This is a genomic window from Blastopirellula sediminis, from assembly GCF_020966755.1.
Lineage (GTDB): Bacteria > Planctomycetota > Planctomycetia > Pirellulales > Pirellulaceae > Blastopirellula > Blastopirellula sediminis.
This window is the reverse complement of sequence record NZ_JAJKFT010000010.1, coordinates 1,280,983-1,294,777: the sequence shown is the minus strand read 5'-3', so window position 1 is coordinate 1,294,777 and position 13,795 is coordinate 1,280,983. Positions and strand designations below refer to the sequence as shown.

At 59.4% G+C, this 13,795-nt stretch carries 7 protein-coding genes; 5 read left to right on the top strand and 2 right to left on the bottom strand.

The features are described from left to right. Positions 1-142: 142 nt before the first annotated feature. Positions 143-1,477, bottom strand: a complete 1,335-nt coding sequence (locus tag LOC68_RS16945) for a dockerin type I domain-containing protein (protein ID WP_230220916.1) — start codon at positions 1,475-1,477, stop codon at positions 143-145. Positions 1,478-1,984: 507 nt separating this feature from the next. Further along, positions 1,985-2,563: a DNA-3-methyladenine glycosylase I gene (locus LOC68_RS16940; protein WP_230220914.1), complete on the bottom strand. Its 579-nt coding sequence runs from the start codon at positions 2,561-2,563 to the stop codon at positions 1,985-1,987. A gap of 337 nt (positions 2,564-2,900) precedes the next feature. Between LOC68_RS16940 and carB the strand changes: the two genes are divergently transcribed. The 5 genes from carB to LOC68_RS16915 all read left to right on the top strand — a co-directional run bounded on the left by carB (position 2,901) and on the right by LOC68_RS16915 (position 13,613). Beyond that, positions 2,901-6,167 (top strand): carbamoyl-phosphate synthase large subunit, encoded by a 3,267-nt coding sequence (carB, locus tag LOC68_RS16935; RefSeq protein WP_230220912.1) that lies wholly within the window; start codon positions 2,901-2,903, stop codon positions 6,165-6,167. 252 nt (positions 6,168-6,419) lie between these two features. After that, complete coding sequence (locus LOC68_RS16930) at positions 6,420-8,015, top strand: ABC-F family ATP-binding cassette domain-containing protein (RefSeq protein WP_230220910.1); 1,596 nt, start codon at positions 6,420-6,422, stop codon at positions 8,013-8,015. Positions 8,016-8,323: 308 nt separating this feature from the next. Next, entirely contained in the window at positions 8,324-9,928 is a 1,605-nt protein-coding gene (locus tag LOC68_RS16925; RefSeq protein WP_230220908.1) for a hypothetical protein, read from the top strand. Between the two features lie 113 nt (positions 9,929-10,041). After that, the gene (locus LOC68_RS16920; protein ID WP_230220906.1) at positions 10,042-11,721 is read left to right on the top strand and encodes a hypothetical protein; all 1,680 of its coding nucleotides are present in this window, start codon (positions 10,042-10,044) and stop codon (positions 11,719-11,721) included. A 95-nt stretch (positions 11,722-11,816) separates the two neighbouring features. Continuing rightward, complete coding sequence (locus LOC68_RS16915) at positions 11,817-13,613, top strand: hypothetical protein (protein ID WP_230220904.1); 1,797 nt, start codon at positions 11,817-11,819, stop codon at positions 13,611-13,613. The last annotated feature ends 182 nt before the right edge of the window (positions 13,614-13,795 follow it).

The window sequence follows — 13,795 nt, the reverse complement described above, 5'->3', positions numbered from 1 at the left end:
TGCCGAAGTCTATCTCCCGCAACCGATTTCACGAAGCGTAGAATCCCAAAAGTGGGATAAATGCAGCGACCCGCAATGACGGAAAAAGCGACGCCGCAGAGAGAGATTCGCCGCGGCGAAAGCGACTTCGCCGCCGGCGACGCTATTCCTCTTCGTTGAGGAACAGGTCCTTGAGGTCGGCGATCACTTCGCCGAAGTAGCTGCTGATGGCGCCAGACCAATCGGCCCATAACTGATCGGTGTCGATCAGTTCGGTCATGATCTCAATTTCGATTTCGGTCTCAAAGAGCTGATCGTCGACTTCGATCTCGAGCATCGTCTCTTTGTCGCCGTCGCCGTCGCTATCCGAATAGGAGACGTTCCCCTGGAGCAACGTGAAGTCGAAGCCAACCGGGAAGACGATTTCGATCTGTAACAGCGCTTGCAGCGCGAGAATCATCGCCGGATCAGGCGCGAGCGCGTTGCCGCCGACGTCGATCGGCACGAAACGTAGCGGCGGATCCTCCGCTCCACCGTCTCCACCATCTCCACCGTTGCCGCCGGTTCCACCCACTCCGCCGCTACCGCCCCCTTCATCGGATTTGGGAATCCAGGCTTCGGGATAGTTCGCGGGGAACTCGATCTTTTCGTTGCTGTAGTTGCTGCCGATGTTCCGCAGCATGTAGCTCATGTCGATCAACGACACGGCGTAATCTTTGTTGACGTCGGCGTACCAACTCGCCTGACCGTTCGGAGCGCTGGCGTCGCTGCCGAGCGAACGAATCATCATCGTCAAGTCGACCAGCGAAATCGACTGATCGTCGTTCAAATCGTAGATCACCGGTACCAGGCCGAATTCGGGTTTTTCGGCGGCGTGGACGTCGAGCGTATTTCCTTCGGCCGTCATGCCGGCGCTACGAATCATGTCGAGTTCGAGCGAATGAGGACCGACCGTTCCGCTGGCAAAGTCCAATCTGACGTTGTCGCGGGGTCCGTCGGCGCCAAATTCAATCCGCGCGAACAGCACGAGACCGGTCGGAGGTTCCGCCCCTTCAACCGGAGCCGGCGGTTCGGCATGGGCCGCCAAGTCGCGCAGCTGACCCAGATCGTCGTCCAGCGAGAAGTGACCATCGGCGAATGCGGGACCGAACATCACGTTGCGCGGCGTCGCGATTTGGGTCTGATAATTGACGTCGACCGACAGATCGCGGACTTGATCGCCCGCTTCTACCCAAACTTCAACGTAGTAACGATCCCACTCGTGCGTATGGAGCATGCTTTCGGGCAACTGCTCTACGCTTCCCAGATTAGGATCGGAAAACTCGGTCGGGTTCGTAACGATGGCGAAGTGAAGCAAAACCGGCGGCGGGTCGACCTGTTCTCCTTCGAGCAAAAACGAGCCAGGCTGATATGCAGGGCGCGGGGCGGGCGCCAATGAATCGTTCGACTCCTCCAGCGGACCAAATTCCGCTTCCGGCAACAGATCGGCGGCGAGCATCGCCCGAGTTTCGAGCGACTCAACAGAAGCCTCGCGACGTACGTAGAGACGCCGAAGACGCAGAGTATGTCCGCCTTGAAGTCGCCGCATGGCGATATTGCTTGCCCGAAATTGAGGTGGTTTGCCTGAGGCGCCGGTGTTCCATCCGTACGCCGAGGTGGGAGGTTTCAGGGAGGTCTGTGGCCCGCGCTTGCCCTCATCCTGTGACCATTCATTCCGTTATAAGTACAACGTGGGGGGATTAAAACGGTCGGGTATCATTATTCTTGAAATTCTTACAACTACGCCCTTCGAGGCAGCCTAATGGTGCTCACCTCCAAAACTGGGACAAATGCGTCACTTAAGCAGCTTTTTCTGGTGAATTTCACCAAATCCCGCCCCCAAATAGATCACGTATTTCCACCAGACTACCAGCAAGAAACGTGTTGGGAAGGAACAACTTGGGAGCAAATTTCGCATACAAAATTCACCCCCACGGCGAGAAAACACCATTCGCCAGGCGCCATTTTACGCCCCACGCCGATCCGATCCCTTCCCGACCCCTTTCCGGCGAAAGCAATCGGCCGCGTGATCATTGACCATGCCGGTCGCCTGCATCCAGGCATAAACGATCACTGGTCCGACGAATTTGAACCCGCGTTGCTTGAGCGCCTTGGAGATCTTTTCCGAGAGCGGCGTCTTCGCCGGTACGACGCCGCTGGTGTTGCGAATCGGCTTCCCTCCGGCCAGATCCCAGACGAAATCGGAGAAGTTCTCCCCTACTTCTTGCATCTCTAGATAGATGCGAGCTCCCTGGATCGTCGCTTCAATCTTGGCGCGCGAACGGACGATCCCGGCGTCGGCCAGAAGTCGATTGACGTCTCGCTTGCCGAAACGGGCCACTTTTTCGGGATCGAAGCCGGCGAACGCGGCGCGAAACGCATCTCGTTTGCTTAAGATCGTCAGCCACGAAAGTCCCGCCTGAAAGCCGTCGAGCGACAGTTTTTCCCAGAGAGCTCGGCTGTCATATTCCGGGACGCCCCATTCTTGGTCGTGATACGCGCTGAGCAGTGGATGGCTCTCGGCCCATTGGCATCGTTTCGGCACAGACTCGACCTTCCGGAAAATCTCAGGCGTTTTTGGCGTTTGGTACGTATTCCGCACGCGCCGCGTCGCAACCTCTGATGTTCGCCGCCGCAAACCGTTACGCGCACGCAATGGCTTCTAGAACCAACTTAACTCCGCTTTGCTCGATCAAGCGGCGCGAGTCGCTGGGAGGCGAAGTTTCGCTTCGCGGGAATTCCCGACAGATTCCCCTCCTCCTCCCGCTTGTACCCGGCTCTTTCCTGGGTTTAAATTGGAGGGATTTTACTCCCAAACTACCGCCCCCAGAGGGTGGAGCGATCTTTCCCACTTTGTCTTTTTCAACAGAACTGGGACGACGGTGCCGCGACGCGACGACATCAAGAAAATCCTGCTCATTGGTTCCGGTCCGATTGTTATCGGCCAGGCCTGCGAATTCGACTACTCCGGCACTCAAGCGTGCAAGGCGCTGCGGGAGGAAGGTTACGAGGTTGTGTTGGTGAACTCCAACCCGGCCACGATCATGACCGATCCGGAAATGGCCGATCGCACCTACATCGAACCGTTGTCTTGGCAGGTCGTTGAAAAAATCATCGCCAAAGAACGTCCGGACGCGCTGCTGCCGACGCTTGGCGGTCAGACCGCGCTCAACCTGGCGATGGATCTCGACAAGCACGGCGTGCTCGCAAAGTACGGCGTCGAAATGATCGGCGCCAACGCCGCCGTCATCGCCAAGGCCGAAGAACGCGAGCAGTTCAAAGCGGCGATGGAAAAGATTGGGCTCGAAGTCTGCCGCGGCGGCACGGTTCACACGATCCAGGAAGCCCGCGCCGTGCTCGACCAGATCGGACTGCCGGCGGTGATTCGCCCCGGCTTCACGATGGGGGGTTCCGGTTCGGCGATCGCCTACAACCGCGAAGAGTTCGACTCGCTCGTGCGGAACGGCCTTGATCAATCTCCGGTCAGCGAAGTGTTGATCGAAGAGTCGGTGATCGGCTGGAAAGAATACGAGATGGAAGTGATGCGCGACGTCGCCGACAACGTCGTGATCATCTGTACGATCGAGAACTTCGATCCGGTCGGCGTGCATACCGGCGACTCGATCACCGTCGCTCCGGCCCAAACGCTCAGCGACAAAGAATACCAGCGGATGCGCGACGCGTCGTTGGCCGTCATCCGCGAAATCGGCGTCGAAACCGGCGGCTCGAACATCCAGTTCGCGGTCGATCCGCGATCGGACCGGATGATCGTCATCGAAATGAATCCCCGCGTCAGCCGCAGCTCGGCTCTCGCGTCAAAGGCGACCGGCTTCCCCATCGCCAAGATCGCCGCCAAGCTGGCGGTCGGCTATCACCTGCACGAACTGCCGAACGACATCACCCGCGAGACGCTCGCTTGCTTCGAGCCGACGATCGACTACGTCGTCACCAAGATTCCGCGGTTCGCGTTTGAGAAATTCCCCGAAGCGGACGCCACGCTGACGACGCAAATGAAGAGCGTCGGCGAAACGATGGCGATCGGCCGCACCTTCAAAGAGTCGTTCCAGAAGGCGCTGCGCGGGCTCGAAGTCGGACGCTTCGGCTTCGGCTGCGACGGCAAAGACCTTTGGGGAACCGAAGAGCAGCCTTCCGACGACGAAATCCGGGCCAAGCTCAGCACCCCCAACGCCGATCGCCCCTGGTATCTGCGGTACGCGATCAAGTCAGGCATGTCGCTGGAAAAGATCTTCCAGCTGACGTTCATCGATCCGTGGTTCATCGACCAGATGCAACAGCTGGTCGAGCTGGAAGACGAACTCGCCGCGCTCGGCTCGCTCGACGCCGTCGACGCTCCGAAGATGAAGCAGGCGAAGCAGTACGGCTTCTCCGATCGCCAACTTGCGACGCTGTTGAGCAGCAGCGAGTTGGAAGTTCGCAAGTATCGCAAAGAATTGGGCGTGGTCGCCACGTACAAGTCGGTCGATACCTGCGCCGCCGAGTTTGAAGCCTACACGCCGTACTTCTATTCGACCTACGAAGACGAAGACGAAACGCCGGCCAAGAATCCGGAAAAGAAGCGAGTGATGATTCTCGGCGGCGGTCCCAACCGCATCGGCCAGGGGATCGAGTTCGACTACTGCTGCTGCCACGCCAGCTTCGCACTCCGCGAACTGGGGATCGAATCGATCATGGTCAACAGCAACCCGGAAACGGTCAGCACCGACTACGACACCAGCGACCTCCTCTTCTTCGAGCCGCTGACGACCGAAGACGTGCTGAACATCTGCGACAAGGTGCAGCCCGACGGCGTGATCGTGCAGTTTGGCGGTCAGACGCCGCTGAACCTGGCCCGCGCTTTGGCGACCGCCGGCGTGCCGATCATCGGCACCAGCGTCGACACGATCGAAGCGGCCGAAGATCGCGAGAAGTTCCAACAGTTGCTCCATCAACTAGGTTTGAAGCAGCCGGCCAATGCGATCGCACGGAACATGACCCAGGCGCGCGCCGAGTCGGCCAAGGTCGGTTATCCGTCGTTGGTTCGTCCCAGCTTCGTGCTCGGCGGCCGCGCGATGGAAATCTGCTATGACGACAAGCAGTTCGAGCGGTTTGTCGCCGAAGCGTTCCTCGTCGCGCAAGGTCAGCCGGTGCTGATCGACCGCTTCCTGGAAGATGCGACCGAAGTCGACGTCGACTGCATCTGCGACGGCGAGAACGTCGTCGTCGCCGGCGTGATGGAACATATCGAAGAAGCGGGCGTCCACTCCGGCGACTCGGCTTGTGCGATTCCTCCTTACAGCTTGCCGGGTCCGGTCGTGAAAGAAATTCGCGAAGCGACCATCGCCATGGCGCTCAAGCTGAAGGTGATCGGGCTGATGAACGTGCAGTTCGCGGTCAAGCAGGAAGACGGCAAGATGAACGTCTACGTGCTGGAAGTGAACCCCCGCGCCAGCCGCACCGTTCCGTTCGTCGCCAAAGCGACCGGCATGCAAGTCGCCAAGGTCGCCGCCAAGGTGATGACCGGCATGACGCTGCCCGAACTGGGAGTCACCACCGAGCCGATCCCGGCGCACGTCTCGATCAAGGAATCGGTCTTCCCGTTCCGCAAGTTCAGCGGCGTCGACATCGTCCTCGGTCCCGAAATGCGTTCGACCGGCGAAGTGATGGGGATCAGCGAACGCTTCTCGATCGCCTTCGCCAAGAGCCAGCTCGCAGCCGGCGTGTTGTTGCCGCAGCCGGAAGACGGCAAGATCTTCCTCAGCGTTTCGCCGCGGCACAAAGAGCACATCGTCGAGATCGCGCGGCGACTCGACTCGCTCGGCTTCCAACTGGTTTGCACCGAAGGAACCGCCAAGCGTCTCCGCGAAGAAGGTCTGCAAGTCGAACAGATCAAGAAGCTGGCCGAAGGGCATCCGAACCTGATCGACCTGCTGATCGACGGCGCCGTTTCGCTGGTGATGAATACGCCCAGCGGTAAGGGAGCTCGTACCGACGAAGGTCGCATCCGCGCCGCCGCCGTGCAACATGGCGTCCCGTGCATCACCACCATCCAGGCAGCCGAAGCGGCCGCCAAAGCGATGGAAGCGCTCCGCAACGGCGAGATGAACGTCCTGTCGCTGCAAGATCGTTTCCGCAAGATGCGCGGCAGCTAAGCGATCATTTTCAAAATTGAAAACAAGGCCCTGCTAGCTTCGGCTAGGAGGGCCTTTTTCGTTGGGGCAATTAATGGGCGCCGTGGCCATGGCGCCCCCGTCAACGTTCGTCCAAATCAGCGCGAACCTCTATAACGCTCCGCTTGTCCTAGCGTCCATCGAATCCCCAACTCAAGGAATCAGACATGTACCTGCTGTCGGAATTGTTCATCGCGATGACCGTCAACGCATATTCCGCCGCAGGATTTCCGCATGCCCGCTTCCATCTCGCTCCACGATCTCGCGTGGTCGACGCCTGATAGCCGCTCGCTGTTCGCCAATCTCAACTTCCATTTCGGCCCAGAAAAAGTTGGCCTGGTTGGGCGTAACGGCGTCGGCAAAACGACGCTGCTGAAACTAATCGCTGGCGAACTTGCACCGACTGCGGGCAATGTCGCGGCTTCCGGCCGCATTCGTATGCTGCGCCAAGCGGTCAGTCCGACGCCAGGCGAAACGATCGCCGATCTATTTGGGATTGCCGCTGAACTCGCGGCGCTGATCCGGATTGAACAAGGCGCCGGCTCCGAATCGGACCTGGCGAACGCTGACTGGATGTTGCTGACGCAGATCGACGTCGCCCTTCAGCGCGTCGGCCTCGACGTTCCCGCCGAGACGACGCTCACTTCTCTCTCTGGCGGACAACAAACGCGGGCGAGACTCGCCGCCCTGATCTTCGCCGAGCCTGACTTTCTGCTGCTGGACGAACCGACCAACAATTTGGATCGCGACGGTCGCGCCGCCGTTAGCCAACTACTATCCGATTGGCGCGGCGGCGCGATCGTCGTTAGTCATGATCGCGAGTTGCTGGAGACGATGGATGCGATCGTCGAGCTGACTGCGTTGGGCGCTGCGCGCTATGGCGGCCCGTGGAGTTTCTATCGCGAGCGAAAATCGCAAGAGCTTGCCGCCGCCGAACAAGATCTGGCCCATGCCGAAAAGCAAGCCGCGGACATCGCCAAACGAGAGCAGGCCTCCGCCGAGCGCCAAGCGCGACGCAATAGCGCCGGCAAACGTTCCGCTGCGCAAGGGGGCGTTCCGCGGATATTGCTTGGCGCCAGAAAGGACCAGAGCGAAAAGACCAGCGGCACTAGCGCTCGAATTCATCAACAGCGCAAGGAAGAAGCCGAAACGGCGGCCGCAGTCGCAAGTCAGCAGATCGAACGATTGCAGACGCTTCAAGTCAATCTCGCGTCAACTCAGCTTCCCTCCGCCAAACTCGTTCTGAAGGTCGAGCGAGTCTCTTTCGCTTACGAAACCAACCCTCCCGTGATCCGCGACTTGACCTTCGAGATCATTGGCCCCGAGCGAGTCGCCGTGACCGGTCCCAATGGCTGCGGCAAAACGACGTTGCTGGCGTTAATCGCAGGAACAGTGGAACCGCAACAAGGCGCCGTACGACGAATGACGCCAGCGGCGACGCTCGATCAACATGGGAGCCTTCTCGATCGCACGCTCTCGATCCGTGACAATTTTCTACGGATTAATCCACAGGCGACGGAAAACGAAAGCCGTGCGGCGCTCGCCAAGTTTCAATTTCGCGCGGATGCCGCTCTGCAGATCGCCGGCACGCTTAGCGGCGGGCAACTTTTACGAGCCGCGCTGGCCTGCGTGCTTGGCGGCGCCGCTCCTGTGCCGCTGCTGATTCTGGACGAGCCGACCAATCATTTGGATCTCGAATCCATCGCTGCGATCGAGGCCGGTTTGCGCGCGTACGACGGCGCACTGCTTGTAGTCAGTCATGACGAATCGTTTCTTCGTTCCATCGAAATCTCTCGACGGATCGAGCTAACGCCGCAAGCTAGAGATTAGGAACGCCCATTTACCGCAGCAATTCTCTAGTGCACCGCTGCGGTTACTAGCGCAGCAGTATGGTTCGACACGTTTCTTACCCCTCTTCGAATCCCCCCTCGCTTAAGCATCGTCTCATCAATAGCGAACATGTTTTGACCGGTCGCTTGTCAAATTCTGTGGAATCGGGGACAAGAACATGATGACAGCGGCGAACAACCTTCGCGTTGATCGCGTCTTGTTGACGAGATCCAAGCGATTTACGCCAGCTCGTTGGCGATGATCCAAGACGTCTCTTCTTCGCTTCTCGGAACCAGAGGAATCGATGAATGAACGCAAGATCACCATCTCCACCCTGCTTTATCTATGGGCTTGTCGCCGTAACGGCGATTGGGTTGGCTAGCTGGTTTGGTTGGAAATCGGGCGCCCAGGTTCCAGTTTCGCGCGAGACGACCTTTCTGACCGAACCGCTCCTCCCTGACGGTCGCGTCAACTACGCGCTGGCGGTCTTGCTGAAGCGCAAAGAGTTGGTGACGCCGGAAAACAACGCGGCGATTCCCTTTCTGCAAGCGACCTGGCCTTGCGACATGCCCCCCAATCAATGGAATTCCATTTGTCGCGAAATGGAGTTCGACATGCCGGACGCGAACGGGCTGCGGATGCCGTACCACGCCGAATGCGAGCAACCGTTTCGACAGTGGATCATCGATAAGATGATCGCCGAGGATGCGTCCAACATCCCTTTCACGATGCGCATCCGCAATCTGACGATGGTCGCCGCCGACGCGCCGTGGCGTGACGAGCAGTTTCCTCCCCTCGCCGCTTGGGTCGAAGAGCAATCGCCCCATATCGATCGGTTGCATGAGATTCGCGGCAAGACGAGCTTCTATTTCCCGATGGTCCTGATGATCGACTATCCGCGGATCGAATTGGCGTCGACTCGGATCCCGGCCAGTCAACAGCTGCGAATCGCGGCCGAAGCCCTTTCGATCCGGGCAATGTACCATGTAGGGCATGATCAGCCGGAAGCGGCGTGGCGCGACGCCTCCATTATTTTTGAGCTCGGTCGCATTCACCCGGAGATGCCGTCGCTGATTGAACTCAACGCTTCGTTCACCGTCTTTGAGCGAGCGATTTCCGTGACGCACGCGCTACTCGCCAGCGGCCAATGCGACGCCGCGCTGTTGAATGAGATCGAAACGAGCCTCGATGAAATGGCGCCGTTCGATTTGATCGCCGATGCGGTCTCGAATTACGAACGTTTGGTATCGCTCGATACGGCGCTGCGCAGCGGCGCCGACTCGCCCAGCGGCGAAGTCGACATCCCGTCGGTCGATTCGACCGCCCTGGCGGTACGTCTGAACAAAAACTTCGATCGGATAACCGAGATCCTGTCGCATTCCAGTACGACCCAGCGCCATGCGGCGCTGAAAGAAATGTACGACGAACTTTCCTCCGCCACGGGGCCTCGCACGTTGGTCGGCGATCTGATGAGCACGGTGCAGTTTTCCGCGGAAGGAAAACGCGCGGCCGACAACGCGACCTACGTCCTGCTGCCGTCGATCATGCAGTTGTGCATCGGCGAATCGCGCGCCAACACGAGTCTCCAGTTGCTCCGCGTCGCGATCCGGCTCCAGCGACATCGTCTGCAACACGGAGACTATCCGCCGGCGCTCCATCCGGCGATCGATCCGCAACTGACCGGCGATCCGTTCACCGACGATTCGCTCCGCTATCATCGCTTCGCCAACGGCTATCTGCTGTATAGTCTGTTTGAAAACCAGACCGACGATCTGCACGGCGAACGGCCGGAAGAACCCCTGTCGTTCATGCCGCCGCGACAAACGACGCCGAACCTGGACATCTACCTGGCGACTCCGACTTCGAACTTCAAGTCGCAGCTGGAAGCGGAACTGCGGGAAATGTGGCCGTAAGGACTCCCCCAGTTTTTTGGCGATCTTCTTGGGCAAAACGTTGCCGTGCCGGCGACTCGCCGTTTAGAATCGCGCTGAACGCCTTTTCTCGGTCTCCTTCTCATTTGCATCGCATGAAAAAGACGACGCTCTATCTGTCGATCATCGGCGGTACCGTTTTGGTAGTGATCTGCGTGCTGGTCTGGTTCATCGCCGGGCCTTCCGGTCCGATTGTCGTTTCCAAGCAAACGACCCATCTGACCGAGCCGCTCCGATCCAATGGACTGGTCGACTACGAACAAGCGCTCGTCGAGATGCAGGGGAAAGGGGTTACCCCGGAAGAGAACGCCGCGATTCCGTATCTTCAGGCGACTTGGCCAGCCGGGCTCGCTCCCGAGGACCAACCGATTGTTTGCGACGCGGTGCAGATGCCGATGCCAGAGTCTTTTGGGATGTCCTCGATCTATGGGGACGCCAGTCAAGAGCGGATCGTCACGTGGCTCAATCAGCAATTCGCCGCCGAAATCAAAGCCGGCACGATCGAGCCTTTCGCCAACGAAAATGCGCTGGACGTCATCACCCAGGCCTACTCTCATCCCTGGACGCGCGAACAACTTCCGCCGCTCGCCGATTGGCTCGACGAACAGGCTCCTCATCTCGCCAAGCTGCACGAGATGAACGATCGCCCCAAGTACTTTCTCCCCTCTCCTTCGTTGTTGCAGCCGAAGCAGGGGCTGCTGTTGATGCTATCCCTTGATACGGTCCAGTCGCAGCGTGACGCACAACGGGTTTTGATCGCCAGGGCGAAGTTGCGGATCGGCGAAAACCAACCGCGCGAGGCGTGGGACGACATCAAAACGGCCTTCACTCTCAGCGATCGGCACAACCGGCCCGGGATGATCGTGGAACTCCTCGTCAGCATCGCGCTGCGCGAAGTCGCGTGTAGCGCGCTGGCCGAGCTCCTCGACAGCGGCCAGTGCGACTCCCAACTGCTCGACGAAATTGACGACTACCTCGCCAAGCTTCCGCCGATGAACGATATGGCCCGTGCGCTGGACACGACCGAGCGATACATGGGACTCGACGCGGCGATCATGATCAGCACCGATGCCGGAGCGGCCAGTGAGCTCATCAATGATGATGGCGCCATGGCGTCGCTCGCCAAGGTTCCCTTTGATCGCAACATCATGCTGATTCGCATCAACGAGTTGTACGACCGCATGACCGCCGCGCTCGCCATCGAAGATCTGGAAGAACGAAAAAAAGCGACCGATCAGGTCCAACAAGATCTCGAAACGATGGCCGAGAATTTCAAAACGCCCGGCAACCTGGCCGGCGCCATCTTCAGCCAGAAAGCGCGCGGCGAAGCGATCTCGCAGCTCTTGTGCGCGTTGCTGATGCCGGCCGTCATGCTAGTCGGAACCCCAGAAGAACGGGTCAACGTCCGAGTCCAGTTGCTGCGCGTCGCGGTGGAGTTAGAAAAGTGGAAGCTCCAAAGCGGCGACTATCCGGAGTCGCTCGACGAGCTGGCCGACTCGGTCAATCGAGCGCTTTTGAAAGATCCTTACGCCGCCGCCCAACTTCGCTACGAGCGGCGTGCGCCTGGCTATCTGCTCTACACGCTGTTCATCGATCGCGTCGACGACGGCGGCACTTCCGCCTACGGCGATATCGTCGGTGGGGAATGGCTCTCGGAAGACGGCCCCGCCTCTTATCCGGACGGCGATCTGGTGCTGCGGTTTCCGCTCCCCAAAAAGTCGATTCTTGAGCTCCTCGAAAAATTCAACGCGGATCTTGCGGACGAGAACCAATAGCCCGCAGTCGTCGCCAAACGTTGGCCCGCTCGCCGCTGCGCTGTTAGAATCGCGCTAGACCCCTCGTGCCCCTCTCTTCCCCACCGCGTGCCCTCATGAAAAAGTCGACGATTTACTTTTGGATCTTTGGCGTCGTCGCGCTGCTGGTCGTCTTGTTGCTGGTCTGGATCGTCGTGGGACCATCGGGACCGATCATCGTCTCGAAGCAGACGACGTTTTTAACCGAACCGCTCCGATCCGACGGTCTGGTGGACTACCCGCAGGCGATTCTCAACATGCAGGGCAAGAACGTCTCGCCAGAGGAGAACGCCGCGATTCCGTTCCTGCAAGCGACCTGGCCGTGCGAGCTTTCCCCCGAACACCAGCCGCTTGTCTGCGACGAATTGCAAATGCCGATGCCGCCGGTCGACGGGATGAAATCGCTCTACAACGAACAGCTACGCTCGCTCGTCGGCGAACAACTTGGCAAGATGGCGCCGCAGACGGGGACTGCACCGCCGCAACCGCTCGCGCAGCCGGAAGTCCACGAAATCATTTCCGCGGCCCACAACACTCCCTGGACCCGCGATCAACTGCCGGCGGTCGCCGATTGGCTCGATGAGCAGCAGCCCCACTTCGCCAAGCTGCACGAGATGAACGATCGCCCGAAGTTCTATCTCCCTTCTCCCAGCCTGCTTGATCACAAAAACGATTATCTGTTCGCCTCCCTCTTGCCGACGGTCCAGCATCAGCGGGACGCGGCTCGCTCGCTTTCGGTCCGCGCGATGTTGGCGATCGGCGAAAATCGTCCGTACGACGCTTGGGAAGACATTAAGACCTCGTTCCGGCTCAGCAACTGTTACTCGCAGCCCGGCTTCTTGATCGAACTGCTCGTTTGCAACGCGATCCGCGGGATGGCGATTCAACAATTGATGGTTTTGCTCAGCAGCGAAGAGTGCGACGCGGCGCTGTTGGATGAGATTGAAAAATACCTCGCCGGTCTCCAGCCGTATGACGAAATGGCGCCGTCGATCGACACAATGGAGCGCATCGCGGGGCTCGACGCGGCGATCGCCTTCAGCACGCATAAGGTCGACGCCCAAGAAATGCTGGGAGGAGGCAACGACGCTGCGGTTGGCACGCTAACTTACGCCCCCTTCGATCGCAACGCGATGCTCGCTCGACTCAACGTCTGGTACGATCGCATCGCCGCGACCGCCGAGATCGACGATCTCGAGGAACGCCAAAAGGCGATGGAGCAATTGGAAATCGATCTCCAGGCCGAAACGCAAGGCGCCGTCACCGCCGGCAACATCGCCGGCGCCATCTTCAATCAAACGGCCCGCGGCGAACTGATCGCTCAGGTCTTGGCCGGACTGCTGCTGCCGGCCGTCACCCAGGCGGTCTGGGCCGAAGAGCGGCTCAACTTGCAGATGCAGATGACCCGCGTAGCGGTCGCCCTGGAAAAGTACAAGCTGGAAAAGGGCGACTATCCTGATACCCTGGCGCCGCTCGAAAATCGGATCGATCCGGCGCTCCTCAAGGATCCCTATTCCCCAGCGCAGTTGCGTTACCAAAAGCGTCCGCCAGGATTCTTGGTCTATAGCGTCTCCCGCGATCGGATCGACAACGGCGGGAACTCGCATGATGGAGAAATCGTCGCCGGCGAGTGGATCACCGGATCCCCGGTCAGCGATTGGAAGAAAGGGGATTTCGTCATTCGCATCCCCATGCCGAAAAAATCGCTCGCCGATTTCTTCCCCTTGAATCAACCAGCCGACGCTGACGGCGATGCGACCGCGCCCGTTGAAGAAGAACCACTCAGCGAGGAAGATGCGACGACCTTAAAAGAAGCCTCCACCCCCGAAGCGCCAGTCGAATCGGCGGAAGAGACCGCGACTCCGGACGAGTAGTCCAAGAAGAGAGGACCACCCCTCTTTCCGAAGAAACAGCGGCGGTCCGGCGCGGAGTTCGGCGGCAATGGCGCGCGAAGCGTCCGTTCGTTTTGCTGAGCGACTTGGCAATTACTTTCACAGCGAACATTCCATCGAACGCGACTTATCCTATCGCTAGCAAACTGCATTCCTCGATTTTT